Annotated in this window: 13 protein-coding genes; all 13 read left to right on the top strand. The window is 36.1% G+C overall.

All coding sequences use genetic code 11. The annotated features are described in order from the left end of the window. Positions 1–54: 54 nt before the first annotated feature. The 13 genes from AR685_RS03580 to lpdA all read left to right on the top strand — a co-directional run bounded on the left by AR685_RS03580 (position 55) and on the right by lpdA (position 19,504). A complete protein-coding gene (locus AR685_RS03580) occupies positions 55–2,823 on the top strand; it encodes a hypothetical protein (RefSeq protein ID WP_131777591.1) in 2,769 nt (922 codons plus the stop codon). A 3-nt stretch (positions 2,824–2,826) separates the two neighbouring features. After that, positions 2,827–7,353, top strand: a complete 4,527-nt coding sequence (locus tag AR685_RS03575; protein WP_082671880.1) for a TonB-dependent receptor plug domain-containing protein — start codon at positions 2,827–2,829, stop codon at positions 7,351–7,353. Between the two features lie 624 nt (positions 7,354–7,977). Further along, entirely contained in the window at positions 7,978–8,481 is a 504-nt protein-coding gene (locus AR685_RS03570; RefSeq protein WP_047445991.1) for a GbsR/MarR family transcriptional regulator, read from the top strand. A gap of 70 nt (positions 8,482–8,551) precedes the next feature. Then, positions 8,552–8,896: a hypothetical protein gene (locus tag AR685_RS03565; RefSeq protein ID WP_059123729.1), complete on the top strand. Its 345-nt coding sequence runs from the start codon at positions 8,552–8,554 to the stop codon at positions 8,894–8,896. A gap of 6 nt (positions 8,897–8,902) precedes the next feature. Then, entirely contained in the window at positions 8,903–9,280 is a 378-nt protein-coding gene (locus AR685_RS03560) for a hypothetical protein (protein WP_047445996.1), read from the top strand. 124 nt (positions 9,281–9,404) lie between these two features. Beyond that, the gene (locus AR685_RS18060; protein WP_165592792.1) at positions 9,405–9,548 is read left to right on the top strand and encodes a hypothetical protein; all 144 of its coding nucleotides are present in this window, start codon (positions 9,405–9,407) and stop codon (positions 9,546–9,548) included. A 1,060-nt stretch (positions 9,549–10,608) separates the two neighbouring features. Further along, complete coding sequence (locus AR685_RS03550; RefSeq protein ID WP_047446000.1) at positions 10,609–11,058, top strand: SRPBCC family protein; 450 nt, start codon at positions 10,609–10,611, stop codon at positions 11,056–11,058. A 16-nt stretch (positions 11,059–11,074) separates the two neighbouring features. Then, positions 11,075–11,806, top strand: coding sequence for a YqjF family protein (locus AR685_RS03545; protein ID WP_059123728.1), 732 nt, complete (start codon positions 11,075–11,077; stop codon positions 11,804–11,806). Positions 11,807–12,025: 219 nt separating this feature from the next. Then, positions 12,026–13,468 (top strand): alpha-L-fucosidase, encoded by a 1,443-nt coding sequence (locus AR685_RS03540; RefSeq protein WP_059123727.1) that lies wholly within the window; start codon positions 12,026–12,028, stop codon positions 13,466–13,468. Further along, entirely contained in the window at positions 13,468–16,125 is a 2,658-nt protein-coding gene (locus AR685_RS03535) for a glycoside hydrolase family 3 N-terminal domain-containing protein (RefSeq protein ID WP_059123726.1), read from the top strand. Before AR685_RS03540 ends, AR685_RS03535 begins: the two co-directional genes overlap by 1 nt. Positions 16,126–16,262: 137 nt before the next feature. Continuing rightward, positions 16,263–17,573 carry a PQQ-dependent sugar dehydrogenase gene (locus tag AR685_RS03530; protein WP_059123725.1) on the top strand — a complete coding sequence of 437 codons (1,311 nt, stop codon included), beginning with the start codon at positions 16,263–16,265 and terminating at the stop codon, positions 17,571–17,573. A 115-nt stretch (positions 17,574–17,688) separates the two neighbouring features. Continuing rightward, complete coding sequence (locus tag AR685_RS03525; RefSeq protein WP_047446011.1) at positions 17,689–17,952, top strand: hypothetical protein; 264 nt, start codon at positions 17,689–17,691, stop codon at positions 17,950–17,952. 163 nt (positions 17,953–18,115) lie between these two features. Next, a complete protein-coding gene (gene lpdA / locus AR685_RS03520; protein WP_059123724.1) occupies positions 18,116–19,504 on the top strand; it encodes a dihydrolipoyl dehydrogenase in 1,389 nt (462 codons plus the stop codon). Positions 19,505–19,612 lie beyond the last annotated feature (108 nt).

Here is a 19,612-nt window from a genome sequence, read left to right as displayed (position 1 = left end):
AAAGAAATTTCTTCGGAGATTTCTTTTTTTTCTCTATTTTTAGACATATTATCCATGATGAAAAAAATCTATCTGTTTCTGCCTTTTTTTGCAGCTCAGCTGATATTTGCTCAGAATTCACAGCAGTATTATTCCGGAATATTTTTAGATAAAGACAAAAAACCTAAAGCTTTTATTAAAGTTTTTAATAAAAATACAGGCGTTTACGAGGAAACTGATGAAGAGGGTTTTGCCATTATTCAGGCGCAGAAGTACGATACTCTTGTCTGGAACAATAGTAAAAATATTCAGGTTGTGTATGGAGTTCAGGAATTGAAATATATTCTGGAAAACCGTATTCCCAAGAAATCTGTGTCAGCCATCAGATCAAAAGATTATGACAGCCTTATCGTTAAACCCAAGTCAGATGAATACAGTATTTCAAAGCCGGATTATTATCTTTCGAAAAACTCAGATTCTTATTTTACTAAAATCCGGAGATTGAAACAGAAGAATGGCGATACTTTAAAAATAAAAAAGCAGGAGCAGAACAAATTGATTATCAACGGAAGTTTCAATACTTCATTTGAGGTCAGAAACCGAAATGCAATTCCACAAACCCAAAACAGATATGTACAGGGAAGATCTCAGAGCGGAAATCTTATCTGGCGCGGTCCCGAGACCAACGAAATTTTCAGTTACGGCCCGGATATTTCAACATTAGCCTACAATTTTCAGCCCTACGATTACGATATCAACGGTCAGCTTGTTCCCTTTTCTTCAGGAATGGTTTCTGCAAAACCGTATAACAACTCACTTTTCTCAACCACCGTCGGCTTTCACAATCAGCTGCAGATTAATGCTTTCATAAAATCAGAAAATTACAATGAAAAAACCAGGCTCTCACTGGACTTTGGACAGCATAAAAATCAAACCTATTTCATCAGTCAGTACGACACCAACAATACTTTTAAAGCAAAAGTGAATGCGAATGTTTTGAAATTTAAAGTTCAGGCATTATTTGATTTTGATGAAACAAAGGCGACGAATACAAACAGAATTGCGCTTTTCAACCGTGCTTATCAGGAATCTCTGCTCACGCCAATTTCGTTTTCCAATAATCAGGGCGGTTTTCTTGCTGACGGACAGCAAAGAAGTTACAGTCAATTGGGTGATAATCCGGAATTTCTTTTTGGTCAGAATAATAAATATAATTTTCTTTCAAATCAGAAAAAGTACAGTTTCAATCTCTCAAGAAGATGGGACGATTTTAATTTCAGTATCAATCAAACCTACGAAAATGATCAGTTCCGGAATACGGACGTTTACAAACCGTCAACTAATGGATTTTCTTTAGGTTTAACGAACGACAGACTTCAGAACAACAGCCTTTACAATGCCAATGTCTCTGCAAATTACTCTTTTGGCGACTATGACTTCAGAAATACTTTCAACTTAAATTTTATTGTCAACGAAAGAAAATCTGATGTTTTTCACAGTTCACAAAACCGGAAGTACCTTTACCAAAGGAGCTCACAGGATTATATTTTTAATTATGATCTGAAATTCGATGACGGTGATTTTGAATTTGGTGCTAATCTTGGAAACTCATTTTACGTCTCAAACACTTCTTTGAATAATAAATTTTGGTTGCCAAAAGTCAATGGGTACGTACATTTCAACGACATTTTAGATTGGAGAGGCACCCGTCTGAAATTTTTTGGCGCCTATACTCATCAGAGTTCTGAACCTGATATTACCAGCTCGTTTTCGTCGTATTCCACCACGCAGTTTCTGGCTCAAAATGCCAGTCAGTATTTTCCGGTACGTGAGGTCGAAAGTTTTAAAAATCTCTCAACAGTTGATATTGCAGAAACGAAGGCAGGATTTAACTTCAGTATTTACAACAGATTCAATTTCGGAGCTGAATATTTTTCACGAAAGATTACCAACGATATTTTTCCGGTGTTTGAAAATAACAGCCTTTTACTTAAAAATCTTGCGGATCATACTTACAGCGGTGTTGAGCTAAATGCTTCTTACGAGAATTTCAGAATTGCACAGGATTTTACAATGACCCATCGGGCTTCATTTTACAAATATCGGGATGTGGTTGATAAGGTTGAATCTGGATACAATAATCTTGCATTGTCAGGTTTTCAGAATGTTTACAAAACTTTGTCCGAAGGTCAGGTTTTAGGCGCTGTTGTCGGAAATTATTATGAAACCAATGCTGCCGGACAAACCATTATTGATGATTTCGGATTTCCTGTAGCATCAAACAATAAAAAAATTATTGCTGATCCCACGCCGGATTTTGTGATGAAATTTACCCATACTTTCAACTATAAAATGTTCACGCTCGACGTCAACTGGGAATGGAAAAATGGCGGACAACTGTGGAACGGAACTCAGGCAGTGCTCGATTATTACGGACGTTCTAAGACTTCGGGTGATGACAGAAGTCTTAAAAATTATGTTTTTTCAGGAGTTCAGGCAAATGGAAATGTTAATCAAATTCCCGTTGATTTCTACGATCCAAATCTGTCCGTTTTTGAAAACCGCTGGACGCGCTACGGCTTTACAGGCGTTGCAGAAAATTATGTGCAGAATGCCGATTATGTGAGAATCAATTCAGTTTCGCTGGGAGCAAAATTTGATGTCGGAAATTTCAGACGAAGTCTGGGCGTTTCTCTTTTTGTGAATAACATAATGCTTTGGCAGGCCAATTCCGGTACAGATCCGAGTCAGAATTTATACGATTTGGACAGCGGTCGTGGCTTAGATTTCTTCAATCTTCCGTCTTACAAAAGTTTCGGATGCATGGTTTCATTTCAATTTTAAATTATGAAAAGCAGATTTACCCTTTATATATCGCTTCTGATCTTCATTTTAATGAGCTTCAGTTTAAAAGCCCAGCAGAAATTTAGCGATTTCAAAAAAGAAAAAACGTACATCCAGACCAATCATGTCTTTTACAAACCTGGTGAGGAAATGTTTTTTAAAATCTACATCGTTCAGGCAGAAAGTCAACTTCCTGCAGATCAGTCGAAGGTGGTGAATTTTGAACTGGTAGATCCCAGCGGAACCGTTGTCAAAAAAGACAAATACGCAATTACAAACGGTCATGCCGAAGGTTATTATTACTTCGGAAACGAAATGAAAGGCGGAATTTACAAAATGAGAGCCTACACCGACTGGATGCAGAATGAAACCGGGAAAAACATTTTTGAAAAAGAAATTACACTTCAGAAAATTGTCTCGCCAAGAATTTTGATGAAACTTGATTTTCCTAAAAAAGGCTATGGTGCAGGCGATGATGTTTTAGCAGATTTCTCAATGCGAAGTCTAAGCAATCTTCCAATTCCTTTTTATGAAGCCAATTTTACGGTAATGCATCAGGGTGAAAAAATAAACGAAGGGACTTTGATTACCGATAAAGAAGGAAAATATTTGCTGAAATTTAAACTTCCTGAAGTCTTAAAATCTTCAGATGCTCTGTTAAATATTAAAGTCAGTTTTGATGGTTTTACAGAATCAATTTCGAGAAATATTCCGATAGTTCTCAATAATTTAGATTTAAAATTTATGCCTGAAGGCGGAACTTTTATTAATGGAATCCAGCAGAATATCGCATTCAAAGTTTTGGATGAATTTGAAAAACCTGTAGATGCGATTTTGGGAATTTATAATCAGAATCAACAGAAAATAGAAGAAGTTTCAGCCTATAATTTTGGAATGGGAAGTTTTTATTTAAATCCAAAGAATGGGGAAAAGTATTATGCAAAGGTTTTAAAACCGGAAAATATCAATCAAATTTATCCATTACCAACAGCGAAAAATGATGGAATTGTTTTAAATCTTAAAAAAGAAAACCAAATCATCAGTTTTAACATCAATTCAACTTCAGAAAGAAACGTTGTAATCTCCGGAAACTTCCGTGATAAAGAGGTTTATTCTAAAAATTTAAGTTTAAAAAAAGGTTTAAATCAAATTGAAATTTCAGAAAAGGAACTTCCAAGTGGAATCTGCAGATTTACTGTTTCAGAAAATAATGTTCCGCTGGCTGAAAGAATTGTTTTCGCCAATGAAAACAGTCAGATGAAGGTGAAAGTTACGCCTGTAAAGAAAAACTATTTGCCGAGAGAAAAAGCTGTTGTCAATATTGAAACGACCGATGAAAATAACCAACCCATTCCTGCAAACCTTGCTGTAAGCGTTGTTGACGATAAATTATGGACGTATGCTGATGATAAGCAAAATCACATTCAGTCATGGCTTTTGATGGATTCTGAGTTGAAAGGTAAAATTGAAAAACCACAGTTTTATTTTGATAAAAAAGAAGAAAAGGCTACAAAAAGTTTGGATCTCGTGATGCTGACTAATGGATACAGGTTTTTCGAAATCATTCCCGAAGTTGAAAAGTCAGGCAAATACAAATATCTTCCGGAAAAGAAAAATCCGATCTACGGAATTGTGGAAGACGAAAATAAAAAGCCTGTTGTCGCTGAAGTTTATCTTTTCAACGGAAAATCTCTGAAAAAACAAATCACCTCAGACAATGGACTGTTTTACTTTTCAGACCTTAATGCCGGTGAGGGAAACAGAGTGATTGCAAAAGCTTTGAAACCAAAAAAAGAAGTCAAAATAAGATTTTTATCCTACAAACTTCAAATCAATCCTTTAGAAAAACAAATTCTGAAAAATATTGATGTTGAGGAGATTATAAAAGAGGCAGAGATCAAGGAAAAGCCTCAAAATGCCTATCAGGGAATTGATGGATTAATCAAAAATAAAGCGTATGTAAATTCAAGAGCAGATACCATCAGTAAAGAAACGAGTATTGAAGAAGTAGTTTATGTTGGAGCAATTTCCAGAAAAACAGATCAAACGTCGGCAGTTCAAACTGTCTGGTCAGACGAAATAAATTCTTCAAGCACAATTTCTGCAGTGGCGGGAAAGGCATCCGGCATACGAATCAATGAATCCGCAACTCCGGGAATTTCTACACAATCTATTGTTATTCGTGGAGCTGCAACAATTGGAAGTCAAAATGAACCATTGTATATTATAGATGGTGTAGTTTCGAATTCTGCAGAATTAAAAGCTTTGAACCCAAAAAATATCAGCGATATTTCGATCTTGAAAGATGCTGCAGCGACTTCTGTATATGGAAGTAGCGGAATGTCTGGAGTGGTGATTATCAACTCAAAAAAATATCAGAATGCTCTTTTGAAGTTTGATATTACCCCAATTTCTCAGTATGCTCTCAAAAATTTGCCGCAAGACAGCCTCACAAACTACGCCTACAGCCGAAATTTTGCCTATCCCGAATACAAGACAACGACTACAGCTTACCGCCACGATTACCGTGAGACATTATACTGGAATCCCATCGTAGAAACCGACAAAAACGGAAAAGCTCAGATAGAATTCTATCAGTCTGATGCCAGTTCAGCGTTCAGAATAATGACCGAAGGCATTTCCGCAAAAGGCTTAATTGGAAGAGATGAAACTACGTATGCTGCCCAAAGTCTGATTTCAATTGATGCCAAAATCCCGCAATATCTGACCAGAACAGATCAGATGACAATTCCGGTGGTGATTAAAAATAATTCAGCTGAAACAAGAAACTTAAAACTAAATGTCATCGTTCCAAATCATATTAAACTGATGAGAGCTGACAGTTTGATTACGTTGAAACCTTTGGAATCGGGAAGACTGTTCGTCACCATGCAGACGGATAAACTCATCAGTTCAAATATTCAGTTTGCTGTAAAATCAGGAGAATTCAGAGAAACCATGATTTTACCATTGAAAGTTGAAGAGAAAGGATTTCCACATTATTTTTCGATCATCAACAATAAAAACGAAACCTACAAAATTGATGTTCCGGAATATGTGAACGGAAGTTTTATGTCTTCATATTATGTCTATGAAAATTCAGCACTTCAGATGTTTGAAGATCTCGAAAGACTGAAAAGGGAGCCACACGGCTGTTTTGAGCAGCTTTCTTCAACGGTTTATCCCGATATTTTTATTCTGGATTATTTAAAAGCGACAAAAAAAATTGATGCAAATACAGAATCTACGGTCATCAGAAATCTGAAAAAAGGCTATCAGAAAATGCTGTCGTACAAAAATAAAGATGGTGGCTTCTCCTATTTTGGCTCTACTGAATCTGATGTTGCTTTATCAGCTTTCGCTCTGCTGGAATTCAGAGATTTAAAGAAATATGTGAATGTTGATGCGAAATTAACTCAGAATCTTACCTCATTTATTTTTTCTAAAAAAGGTGCAAACGGACTCTTCGAAGTTAGAAAAGAGTATGAAAGAAAAACTGCTTACTCCGAATATTCATGGTCACGAAATATGTATGTTCTGTATGCCTTGTCAAAACTCGGTTTTAAAAACGAGTTGCTTCAGAACTACGACTACAGCTTAAAGAGAGTTTTAGCAACCAAAGATTCATATCAACTGGCGCTGATGGCAAATACGGCAAAAAATTTAGAGAAAAATGAAGATTATAATACTTTACTCAATATCTTAAATAAGCAATACGAATTGAAAAATGTGAAGACCCAGACCACATTTACAGGATCCGGAGGAATTTCTGCCAATGCAGAAACGCTTTCTCTGTACACGATGGCACTGCAAAAAAATGAAAAGACAAATCAACTGAAAATTGCTGAAGCCGCAGACGAATTAATTAATTACAACGGGTATTACGGATTTGGCTCTACGCAGGCAACTGCTTTAGCTCTAGAATCGCTCTCCGGTTTCTTTGCTAAAAATGAAAAATTATTTGGAACCGAAAGACCGACTATTAAAGTAAATGGTGCTGTTGTTTCAGACAAAAATATCAGTTTATCATCTGCTTTCAGAAAAGGTGAAAATGATTTGAAGGTGGAGTATTCAAGTAAAAAAGGTCTGCCTTTTAAATTAGATTATCAATACTACACTTTAGAACCTCCAAAAAGTGATAATATTCCGGTGGCTTTAGAAACGAAACTGAAATCTGAAATTTCAAAAGTAGGAGAGACCAACAGAATGACGGTCACCGTAAAAAATAAAATCAACGGAGATTTACCGATGACTACCGCAAAAATCGGAATTCCGGCGGGTCTGACTTTACAGAATGCTCTGCTGAAAGATATGGTCGATAAAAAGCAGGTTTCTTATTACGAAATTTTCGATAACTATCTGGTTTTGTACTGGGAACACTTTGATGCGAATGAGACGAAAACCATCAATTTAGATTTAAAAGTGGAATTTGCTGGAGAATATACAGGGAAAGCAAGTAATGTTTATCTTTATTATATGCCGGAAGCTAAGTTTTGGAATGAGGGAATTAGGGCGAAGATTGAACCGTAAAATATAATTTTGAATTTGTACATCAATAGGAGCGTGCTTCAGCCCGCTTTCTCCATTATAGTACGCAATGGCTTTAGCCAAAGCTTAAGTAAATATTATTATTTTCAAAAATTACGTTTAACATTTCCAATTGTCCAAAACTGTCATGACTAATGAACTTTGTATTTCTTCGTTAAGCATACGCATTGGTATATCTATAAAACGATCAAAATTTTAAATTCTTTGTATTACTTTGCGTTAAATTAAGCATTGAAGTTGTTTAAAGTAAATAAAAGTTTACAATTCACTTTGCATCAGGAAAACTCCATTGGAGTTTTATCTGTGTAGAAATAAACGTTCAAAAGAAATCTGCGTTCCGTAGGAGCGCTACTTATAATCTTGAATCTTTTTGTTTTTATTGCAATCCTACGGATTGCACTTGGTTTAATTCTCTGTTGTTTCTACACATATTTTGCTCCTAAAGGAGCATTTTATAACTTATGCGATAATTTCTTTTACTTTAAACAACTTTATTATTAAAATTAATTTTATAAAGAAAAGAATTATTCCAGATAAACTTTCAAAAATTATTGAAAATTCAAAAACTATTATTATATTTGTAATAGAAATTTTAAAAAAACGAAAATGCAACTTTCAGAAGCCAAAGAAAAATACATCCAAACCTGGGGAACATTCGCAACGAGTTGGGGAATCAACCGGACAATGGCGCAGGTTCACGCTCTACTTTTGGCCAACGGAAAACCACTTTCCACCGATGAGGTTATGGAATTATTGCAAATTTCAAGAGGAAACGCCAACATGAACCTCCGGGCATTAATGGATTGGGGAATCGTGAAAAAAGAATTCATCAAAGGTGACCGGAAAGAATATTTTACTGCGGAAAAAGATGTCTGGTTTTTGTTTAAACAAATCACGAAAGAACGCAGAAAACGTGAAATTGAGCCCGTAGTTGCTTTTTTAGAAGAGCTGAAAAATATTGAAGACAATGATTCAGCTGAAGCCAAAGAATTTATTAAACTGATGGAAGATTTCAGCAGCGTAACAAGCAAAATTAATAATATTATGGATCTTGCCATTAAAAGCGATGATCACTGGCTGGTGGGAAAGATTACCAACTTATTGAAATAGAAAGGACTTCAAAATCCTTTTTTATTTCAATTAAAGTTTCAAAAATTATTGAAAATATAATAACTACAAGATGTTTAATATAATTTCATATCTCATTTTCATCATCATAACTTTTTTTATCACGATCGATGTGGGCAGAAGATGCTTCAATGCAGGCAAATTGTATCTGGAATATTTGATTAAAGATGAAGATTTCTGCCTCACCGTTAACAGAATTCTGCTCGGAAGTTACTACCTCGTCAATCTCGGTTACATTTCCATCAGTTTGAGTTTCTGGGGCACAATTTCAAGCATAGAAGAATTGCTGTACACCGTTTCCAACCGCATTGGAACCATTGTTTTAATCCTTTGTGCATTACATTTTATCAATTTGTTCATGCTATATATTCTAAGAAAAAAATTAACAATAAAATAAATTATCATGATAGCAACCATCCTTACCCAAACGTATAACTTTTCAGCGTATATGATTTATCTGCCAATCGTCATCACACTCACCGTGCTGGTTTCACAGTTTCTGTTTAAAAATTCCAAAACCTTTATGATTGATATTTTTCATCAGAAACAGGACATTGCAATGGCAACCAACTCACTTTTTAAAATTGGTTTCTATCTTCTAAACATCGGTTTTGCTCTCTGTATCATTGAGTTTTTCCAAATCGAAACGGTAGAGAGATTAGTTGTTGCTTTAAGCAAAAAAATCGGAGGATTTTCAATTTACCTTGGCGTGATGATGCTTTTAAACTTGTTACTTTTCTTAAAAGGTCGCAAACACGCAATGAATAAAGACAAAATTTAAACTGAAGAAATTTCTGAACTATAATTTTCAAATTTAAATATTATGAAAAATCTAATCGTTCATCTGTTCCTCATTTTTTACTTCGGAGGAAAAACAAAAAAATCAACTTTTAAGGTTAAATGCTATGAAAACTTTTCTGAAAATTGATTACTACGCTCAAATCACCGTGTTCTTCGGTTATATCATCTTTGCTTTGATTAATTCACTGTTGCAGAATGGATTTGCTCAGGTTTGGTTCAAATTTTATTTCGTGGTCGGAGGATTTTAATTAATAAGTTATTTATTAAGAATTATTTTGGGATTTTGGACAGATTTATTCATGAAAATTTACGGCATAATGATTTTACCAATTTGGCTTGTACTTCTGCTTGAGAAATGTTGCATTACAATTGATGCGCTTTTTATTATCCCGTTTTATGGCTTATTAACCAGTCCTGTCATGGCCTTTTTTTATCTGTTGTATTGCCGGGATAAATCAAAAAATCCATTATATCAGCTTTAGTCTCTAGTCTGAAATTTAAAACAAATATCCATGAAAACTGTTCTGAAAATTGATTATAAAATTCAGATTTTTGGATTTATAATTTTACTTTTAGGTTTTACTGTGCAAGGTTTTGTCACTAAAGAATTCCTTATTTTTATTAGAGCATTTCTATACATATCCCTGTTACAGTTGGCAAGCATGATAGTACGATTGATGATGAATCGCAAAAATGGACTGTTTTTCCATTTTTATCTGCTGTTTTCCTTTTCTTTTTGGATGTATATTATGTACGAAAAATCAAAGTTTAAATTTTCGTATTCATTAGAAAGTATTTGGCTACAGCTGAGCATTTACAGCGGATTTATTTATTATTATTTTTTAATATTCTATTTATTTTATATGCACAAATTTGTAAAAAATAAGAAAACTTAAATAACAAAATCAAATTGCTGTGTTCAACCATGATTATAGAATATTTGAGAAGATGTAAGATTTGAAATCGATCTGTCTGCCAATTATTTCAGAGATGGTTAAAGAATGACTGTTTTGTAATGTTTATTTAAGATTAACCTCTAAAACTTAAAAAAAAAATGAATCATTTGGAACTGACAAAAAAAATAGAATGGAAAGTCCTGCGGTCTCTTTCAACAAAAGAGATGTTGATTGAAACCAATATTACCTGAGTTGGCAGAAAGAATAGATAAATTTTACTGGAACTAAGTAAAAAACAAACATTTTAAAACAAACCTAAAAGTCCCAACGGGACGGCTTAAAAAAGGATAGGATGCAATCCTATCAACAAATTTCAATATCATTTCATTTCATTTCTTTAAAAATTAAAACAATGTCCACAATTCATCTGGAAACCTTAATCCAGGCCGATAGTCACAAAGTTTTTGATCTCGCAAGAGACATAGATCTCCACCAAAAATCCACTTTCCAAACCGGAGAGAAAGCCATCGCTGGCCGAACTTCAGGCTTGATCGAATTCGGAGAAACGGTAACCTGGAAAGCAAAACATTTAGGTTTTTATCAAACTCACACCTCAAAAATTACCGACATGCAAAAGCCATTTAAATTTACAGACGTCATGCTGAAAGGAAGATTTAAATCTTTTAAACATCAGCATATTTTCAAGCAGAACGGCAAATTCACAGTGATGACAGACATCTTAGAATTCGAATCTCCCTTTGGAATTTTTGGTCAATTGTTTAATTATTATTTTCTCAAAAATTATATGACTAAATTTCTCATCGAACGCAATAAAGTAATCAAACTTGCCGCTGAACAATAAATCTCAAATCTAAACAATGAAATTTCTTCAGGCCGAATGGCGAAAATTAGCCATCATCAATTACGAAATAAATCCAGAAGTTCTGACAAATTACCTTCCCAATGGCACCGAACTCGATTTCTACAACGATAAATGCTACGTAAGTCTGGTGGGATTTATGTTTCTCAATACGAAATTGCTAGGATTGCCGATTCCTTTTCACAGAAACTTTGAAGAGGTCAACCTGAGATTTTATGTCAAGAAAAAAGAAGGGAATGTGTGGAAGAGAGGCGTAGTTTTCATCAAAGAAATTGTGCCGAAATATGCGTTGAGTATTGTTGCCAATTCGGTTTACAAAGAAAATTACAAGACCCTGAAAATGAAAAATCAGATGCATTACAGCGAAGACGATCTGATTGTAAAATATTCATGGAAAGACAAAGACTGGTACTCCATGGAAATCACTGCTGAAAGCACCTCCCGAACGATGGAATACGAGTCTGAATTTGAATTTATCACAGAGCACTATTGGGGTTTTACCAAAAGAAGACAAAAAACTTCCGAATACGAAGTCTGCCACCCGAAATGGGAATGGTATATGGTGAAAAACCACCAGCTTGAAATAGATTTCAAACAGGTCTACGGAAAAGATTTCGAATGTCTCAATGATCAGAAACCTTTATCAGTAATGCTTGCTGAAGGCTCAGAAATTGAGGTGAGAGTGAAAAAATATTTGGTTGAAAAAATAGAGGAGACACATAAAAACTAAACAGTAAAAGAGAAAACCAAAAGGAGCTAACGAAAATGTTATAAACACCGTTTCGGTCAATTAAAAATCTTGTATTTTCAGACTAATTTGCGCTAATATTTTCAAGTTTTTAAATTTAAAAGTATGCGACTAATATGTCAAAAACCTCAAAAATTATCATATTCAAAAATCTTTTGCCTCTTTTGTGCTTAAACATTAAATTAGCAAAAACTAAACTTCATGTTCGCCAAATCAAAAACGAAAACGCTCTTTCTCTCATCATTATTCTTTTCTACCACTTTTTTCTCACAGGCCCACAATGTTTCAGAAGGCTATCAGAAACCGACCGATCCACTTGTCGTTCAGAATCTTGAAAATTGGCAGGATCTGAAATTCGGACTTTTCATGCACTGGGGAAGCTACAGCCAATGGGGAATTGTGGAAAGCTGGAGTCTTTGTCCTGAAGACGAATCATGGACACAACGCAAACCTGAACACGGAAAATCGTATAATGAATACGTAGAAAATTACGAAAAACTGCAGACAACGTTTAATCCGATTCAGTTTAATCCACAAAAATGGGCAGATGCTGCAAAGAAGGCTGGAATGAAATATGTCGTTTTTACGACCAAGCATCACGATGGTTTTGCGATGTTTAATACAAAGCAATCAGATTATAAAATTACTTCTTCAAAAACCCCTTTTTCCAAAAATGCCAAGGCGGATGTGACGAAGGAAATTTTCAATACATTCAGAAAAGATGGCTTTAAAATCGGAGCTTATTTTTCAAAACCCGATTGGCATTCTGAAGATTATTGGTGGCCGTATTTTCCACCTAAAGACCGGAATGTAAACTATGATCCGAAAAAATATCCTGAAAGATGGAACAATTTTAAAAACTTCACATTCAGTCAACTTAACGAAATCACTTCAAACTACGGTAAAATCGATATTCTCTGGCTCGATGGAGGCTGGGTTCGTCCGTTTCATACCATTGACCAGAATGTGGAATGGCAAAGAACCATAAAGGTAGAGCAGGACATCGACATGGATAAAATCGGAAAGATGGCGCGAAAAAATCAACCCGGAATTATCGTTGTAGACCGAACGGTTCCCGGGAAATGGGAAAATTATGTGACTCCCGAGCAGGCCGTTCCTGAAAAGGCACTATCAATTCCTTGGGAAAGCTGCATCACGATGGGCGACTCGTTTTCCTATGTTCCTAATGACAATTACAAATCGTCTCAGAAAATTATTGAAACTTTGGTAAAAATCATTTCCCGGGGCGGAAATTATCTGATGAACATCGCTCCAGGACCGAATGGCGACTACGATGCGGTGGTTTATGAAAGATTAAAAGAAATTTCCGGCTGGATGGATTACAATCAATCGGCGGTTTTTGCGACAAGAGCAGTGGCACCATACCACGATGGGAATTTTTATTATACCCAAAGCAAAGATGGTAAAACGTTGAATGTTTTTCATTTGGATGAAAAGGTAAATTATCAGTCGCCATCAAAATTAAGCTTTATAATTCCTGATAATTTTAAACCAAAATCATTGAAAGTTTTAGGTCTAAAACATAAAATTCAATGGAAAAAATTGGGTAATTCAATTGAAATTCAGTTGCCTGAAGACCGTAAAAAATTGAACTATGCAACCGTAATTCAAATAACGCAGTAATGAAGTTTAAATTAAAATTAATTGGAATTTCATTGTTGAGTTCTGTCTTTATATCAGCTCAAAAACCACTGTACAAGGACCCAAAACAACCAATAGAAATAAGAGTTCAGGATTTGCTGAAACGCATGACGCCTGAAGAAAAATTCTGGCAGTGCTTCATGATTCCCGGTGATTTGGACAACGTTCCAAAAGGACAATATGCCCATGGAATTTTCGGGTTGCAGGTGAGTGCGGGAAATCAGGGTGGTGGAGCTGCCGGACAACTGTTAAAATACAATGCGAACGAAGATGCGGAAAGACTGGCAAAAAAGATCAATGCTATCCAAAAATATTTTGTTGAAAAATCCCGATTGGGAATTCCGATCATTCCTTTTGATGAGGCTTTACACGGATTGATGCGTGAAGGAGCGACTGCATTTCCACAGGCAATCGGTTTGTCGGCGACCTTCAATCCTGATTTGATGAAAGAAGTTTCGACGGCGATTGCAAAAGAATCAAAACTGAGGGGAATCCGTCAGATCCTGACTCCGGTGGTAAATCTGGCAAGCGATGTACGGTGGGGAAGGACGGAGGAAACGTATGGTGAAGATCCGTTTCTGACTTCGGTAATGGGAGTGAATTTCGTCAGTTCATTTGAAAATATGGGGATTATTACCACTCCGAAACATTTTTTAGCCAATGTGGGTGAAGGCGGAAGAGATTCCTATCCGATTCACTGGAGCAAAAGATATCTGGAGGAAACACATTTGGTTCCGTTTCAGAAAGCTTTTCAACAGGGGAAAAGCCGCTCGGTGATGACTTCCTATAATCTGTTAGATGGAAGACCTTCAACCGCCAATCACTGGTTGCTGACTGAAAAATTAAAAAAAGAATGGGATTTTAAAGGCTTCATCATCAGTGATGCCAGTGCGGTGGGAGGTGCCAACGTTCTGCACTTTACGGCAAAAGATTACGACGATGCTTCTGAACAGGCGATCAATGCAGGACTTGACGTGATTTTCCAGACAGAATATCAGCATTATAAATTGTTTATGCCGCCGTTTTTGGATGGCAGAATTTCAGAGGAAAGAATTAATGATGCGGTGGCAAGAGTTTTAAGAGCAAAGTTTGAGCTCGGTCTTTTTGAAAATCCTTATGTTTCTCAAAAAGATATTGATGAATTAAAAAAGATCAATCACAAACCTTTGGCGGAAAAAACAGCGGTTGAATCTTTTGTTTTGCTTCAGAATAATAATCAAACCCTTCCAATTTCAGAAAAGATAAAAAAGATTTTGATTGTCGGAACTGATGCTGTTGATGCGAGATTGGGCGGTTATTCGGGACCTGGAAATAAAAAGATGAGCATTTTAGATGGAATTAAAAATTTCGTTAAGAATAAAAATTTTGAAATCACTTATTCAAAAGGAACTGACTGGAATTTAAAGAATTTTGCAACCGTTCCTGCTGAATTTTTATCTTCAGAAAATCAAAAAGGTTTGAAAGGATTTTACTTTTCAAATTCTGATTTAAAAGGAAATCCCGCATTTGAAAGGCAGGATGAACAGGTCAATTTCAAGTGGACTTTATATTCCCCTAATCCTGAAAAACTGCAGCCAGACAGTTACAGCGTTCGCTGGAAAGGGAAACTGGAAGCTCCAGATTCCGGAAAATACGAGTTGGGACTGCGTGGGAATGATGGTTTCCGATTGTATTTAAATGGAAAATTAGTCATCGACAATTGGGAAAAGCTGAGTTATTCAACCAAAACGATAAATGTAGATTTTGTGAAAGGTCAAAAATCTGATATAGTAGTGGAATTCCACGAAAACAGAGGCGAGGCCAACATCGAATTGGTCTGGAATTATGGTTTGAACAATTACCAAAAAGATTTTGATGAGGCTTTAAAACATGCTCAAAATGCAGATTATATTATCGTTACAGCAGGAATTCATGAAGGTGAATTTCAGGACCGCTCTTCGCTGAGTCTGCCCGGAAATCAGGAAGAATTTATTCATGAAGTTTCCAAATTAAATAAACCGACAACCGTAATTTTGGTGGGCGGTTCTGCCATAAAAACTACAGACTGGAAGGATAAAGTAGGAGCTATTTTAGACGTCTGGTATCCCGGAGAAGAAGGCGGAAATGCTGTAGCAAAAGTGCTTTTCGGAGCAGAAAATCCTGTAGGAAAATTGCCGGTCACGTTTCCGGTTGAGGAAGGCCAGTTGCCTTTGACGTACAATCACCATCCGACCGGTCGCGGAAACGATTATCATGATTTGAGTGGCGAACCATTGTATCCGTTTGGTTTTGGATTAAGCTACACAACTTTTGAAATTTCTGATTTATATTTAAACAAATCAAAATTTAGTAAAAGCGATAAGGTCATTGCAAAAGTAAAAGTTAAAAATACAGGTTCAAAAGCCGGAAGTGAAGTGGTTCAGTTGTACGTTAGAGATTTGCTGGCTTCCGTTTCACGACCGATTTTAGAATTAAAAGGTTTTCAAAAAGTATATTTAAAACCTGGAGAGTCAAAAGAAGTTTCGATTGAAATTCCAGTTAAAGAACTTCAGTTTTTAGATGAGAAAATGAACTGGATTGTAGAAAAAGGGACATACCGGATTATGGTAGGAAATTCATCTAAAAATCTTCCTTTAAAGCAAAATATTGAGGTGGAATAGTAACTGACACAATTTAAATGATGGTCGGAAAAAAGGCTATCACCAACTCAATTTCAAAAATGTGCAACCGTTTTCTTTTAGGGAACGGTTTTTGCAACTTTTGAGACAAATATTTCTAATACATCACATCATTATTTATGAAAAAATATCTTCTACCGACAGTCGCAGTGCTGTTTTTCAGCTGTAAAGAAAACAAAGACCAGAAGACTTCAGAAACAGAAGTGGTTACCAAAACAGATACTTTAAAACTTCCGGCACCCGATGAGAAAGGTGCAAAAAATAAATTCAGTAATGTCGTTGGTTGGTCTGCAGGAAAAACTCCGACTGCTCCGGAAGGATTTACAGTTACCCGTTTTGCGGAAAATATTAAAAGTCCCAGAAACATGATTCAGGCTGCAAACGGAGATGTTTTTGTTGTGCTTTCCAATTCTGAACGAACAAAAACGGAAAAGATTAAAAATGACATCAGTGGGAAAAGTGACGCTGAAGTGGGCGGGAAATCTGCCAACCGAATTATTTTATACAGAGACGCAAACAAAGACGGCGTTGCAGAATCATCTTCTGTTTTTCTGGATAATTTAAACCAGCCTTACGGCATTCTGATTATAAAAAATCAATTTTATGTGGCCAATACTGATGGACTTTGGGTGTATCCGTACAAAGAAGGTGAAACCAAAATTACGAAACCCGGAAAGAAAATTGTGGATCTTCCTGCCGGAGGTTACAACAATCACTGGACGAGAAATATAATTGCGAATAAAGATCAGTCTAAGATCTATATTTCTGTCGGTTCTGGAAGTAATGTAGGCGAAAACGGAATGGAATATGAGGTAAGAAGAGCCAATATTCTTGAAGTCAATCCTGACGGAAGCGGAGAAAAGATCTACGGAGCCGGTCTACGAAATCCTGTTGGTATGAGCTGGAATCCAGTTACTGGAGAACTTTGGACAGTGGTGAATGAAAGAGACGAATTGGGTGATGAGCTCGTTCCTGATTATCTGACAAGTGTGAAAAGAGATCAATTTTATGGTTGGCCATACGCTTACTTTGGAAAGAATGAAGACCCAAGAAGAAAAGGAGAGAAACCGGATTTAGTTGCCAAAACCATTGTCCCTGATGTTCCTTTGGGGTCGCACACGGCATCTTTAGGACTTACTTTCTACACAGGAAATCAGTTTCCTGAAAAATATAAAAACGGTGCTTTCATTGGGCAACACGGCTCGTGGAACCGATCGTCTCTAGTTGGCTATCAGGTTGTTTTTGTACCTTTTGCCAATGGGAAAGCTTCAGGACCATATCAGCCATTTTTAACCGGATTTATAGCGAATGAAGAGAAAGGTGACGTGTACGGAAGACCTGTAGGTGTTTTACAAATTGCTGATGGGTCGCTTTTGGTGGCAGATGATGTAAGCGGAATTGTCTGGAGAGTAGCATCTTCTAAGAAGTAAGTCTGTTGACTGATTCTGTTGAGAAAGCCAGATTAAATTTTGTGGTATGAAATATGCAAGAATCATTACATAACCAATTGAAATTTATAAATTTTAATTATTAAAGTTAAACATCATGAAAAAGTTATTAATAGCAGCCGTTTTTTTAGTAGGATTATCGTTTAACGCATATGGACAGCAACGTCCACCTGCACCGCCACATCCATCAAAAGCACAGTTGACGAAGAGTAAGGCAAGCGAACTGGATAAAAGATACAGAGCAGAAAAAAGACTGATAATGAATCATCCTGTTGCCACTAAGAAAATGAAAAATGAACAGCTGCGAGCTTTAAACCTGAGATATCAGAATGAAAAGAAATTGCTTAGAGCAGCAAGATAGTGAGTTTACATACGATAAAATCCTAAGAAGAGAATGCGAAAGCATTCTCTTCCTTTTTTAATATAGAATCATAAGAATTATTTAGAAAACACGAGTATATCCATCTTCTGAAACGCAAAAGATCCAATATTTTTGCGTAAATTCGCATAAAAATTTTAAGCTAATGAATTACGATATTATTGTCATCGGAAGTGGTCCTGGTGGATATGTTACAGCAATCAGAGCGGCACAGTTGGGTTTTAAAACCGCAATTATCGAGAAAGAAAACTTAGGAGGAATCTGCCTAAACTGGGGATGTATTCCAACAAAAGCTTTATTGAAGTCTGCTCAGGTTTTTCATTACATCAATCACGCTGAAGACTATGGTTTAAATAAAGTGGAAGCGAGTTTTGAGTTTCCAAATGTAATCCAGAGAAGCCGTGGTGTTGCCTCTAAAATGAGTAAAGGAATCGAGTTCTTAATGAAGAAGAACAAGATTGACGTAATTCTTGGTACAGCTAAAGTTCAGAAAGGTAAAAAAGTTTCTGTAACTGATAAAGAAGGTAAAGTATCTGAATACACCGGAACCAACATTATCTTGGCTACAGGAGCTCGTTCTAGAGAATTGCCTAACTTGCCGCAAGATGGTAAAAAAGTGATAGGATACAGACAGGCATTGTCTCTTCCGGAGCAACCAAAATCTATGATCGTTGTAGGTTCTGGGGCTATTGGAGTTGAATTTGCTGACTTCTATAATACAATGGGTACGAAGGTAACTGTTGTTGAATTCTTACCAAACATCGTTCCTGTGGAAGATGAAGAAATCTCAAAACACTTAGAGAAGTCTTTGAAGAAAACAGGTATCGAAATTATGACCAACGCATCTGTTGAAAGCGTTGATACAAGTGGAAACGGTGTGAAAGCGACTGTAAAAACTGCAAAAGGGAACATTACTTTAGAAGCTGATATTTTATTATCTGCAGTAGGAATTGCAGCAAATATTGAGAACATCGGTCTGGAAGAAGTGGGAATCCAGACAGATAAAGGAAGAGTTTTAGTAAACGAATGGTACGAAACTTCAGTTCCTGGTTATTACGCAATCGGAGACATCATCCCGACTCAGGCTTTGGCTCACGTTGCTTCTGCTGAAGGAATCACTTGCGTTGAAAAAATCAAAGGATTGCACGTTGAGAAAATTGACTATGGCAATATTCCTGGATGTACTTACTGTCACCCTGAAGTGGCTTCTGTTGGTCTTACTGAAAAGCAGGCAAAAGAAAAAGGGTATGAAATCAAAGTGGGTAAATTCCCTCTATCTGCAAGTGGAAAAGCAACTGCAAACGGAAATACAGACGGTTTCATCAAAGTAATTTTCGATGCTAAATATGGAGAATGGTTAGGTTGCCACATGATTGGTGAAGGTGTAACCGATATGGTTGCTGAAGCTGTCGTTGCTAGAAAACTGGAAACTACTGGTCACGAAATCATCAAATCTATTCACCCGCATCCAACAGTTTCTGAAGCAATTATGGAAGCTGCTGCTGCTGCATACGGTGAAGTGATTCACATTTAATTATTTGCTTTGAAAGAGGTATAAATCTTTGACAAAGTTTAGCAATATCAAACCACAGATTTTTTCTGTGGTTTTTGTTTTTATCTCAGTTATTTTCTTAATTTTATT

Source organism: Chryseobacterium sp. JAH, assembly GCF_001507335.1.
In the GTDB taxonomy this organism is placed as follows: domain Bacteria; phylum Bacteroidota; class Bacteroidia; order Flavobacteriales; family Weeksellaceae; genus Chryseobacterium.
This window is presented reverse-complemented; position numbering and strand designations above follow the sequence as displayed.

What these genes read in the sequence shown, in the direction of transcription:
- AR685_RS03565 (WP_059123729.1), top strand. Translation starts at nt 8,552, where the DNA reads ATGTTTAATATAATTTCATATCTCATTTTCATCATCATAACTTTTTTT.
- AR685_RS03545 (WP_059123728.1), top strand. Translation starts at nt 11,075, where the DNA reads ATGAAATTTCTTCAGGCCGAATGGCGAAAATTAGCCATCATCAATTAC.
- AR685_RS03570 (WP_047445991.1), top strand. Translation starts at nt 7,978, where the DNA reads ATGCAACTTTCAGAAGCCAAAGAAAAATACATCCAAACCTGGGGAACA.
- lpdA (WP_059123724.1), top strand. Translation starts at nt 18,116, where the DNA reads ATGAATTACGATATTATTGTCATCGGAAGTGGTCCTGGTGGATATGTT.
- AR685_RS03550 (WP_047446000.1), top strand. Translation starts at nt 10,609, where the DNA reads ATGTCCACAATTCATCTGGAAACCTTAATCCAGGCCGATAGTCACAAA.
- AR685_RS03535 (WP_059123726.1), top strand. Translation starts at nt 13,468, where the DNA reads ATGAAGTTTAAATTAAAATTAATTGGAATTTCATTGTTGAGTTCTGTC.
- AR685_RS03525 (WP_047446011.1), top strand. Translation starts at nt 17,689, where the DNA reads ATGAAAAAGTTATTAATAGCAGCCGTTTTTTTAGTAGGATTATCGTTT.
- AR685_RS03530 (WP_059123725.1), top strand. Translation starts at nt 16,263, where the DNA reads ATGAAAAAATATCTTCTACCGACAGTCGCAGTGCTGTTTTTCAGCTGT.
- AR685_RS03560 (WP_047445996.1), top strand. Translation starts at nt 8,903, where the DNA reads ATGATAGCAACCATCCTTACCCAAACGTATAACTTTTCAGCGTATATG.
- AR685_RS03575 (WP_082671880.1), top strand. Translation starts at nt 2,827, where the DNA reads ATGAAAAGCAGATTTACCCTTTATATATCGCTTCTGATCTTCATTTTA.
- AR685_RS18060 (WP_165592792.1), top strand. Translation starts at nt 9,405, where the DNA reads ATGAAAACTTTTCTGAAAATTGATTACTACGCTCAAATCACCGTGTTC.
- AR685_RS03580 (WP_131777591.1), top strand. Translation starts at nt 55, where the DNA reads ATGATGAAAAAAATCTATCTGTTTCTGCCTTTTTTTGCAGCTCAGCTG.
- AR685_RS03540 (WP_059123727.1), top strand. Translation starts at nt 12,026, where the DNA reads ATGTTCGCCAAATCAAAAACGAAAACGCTCTTTCTCTCATCATTATTC.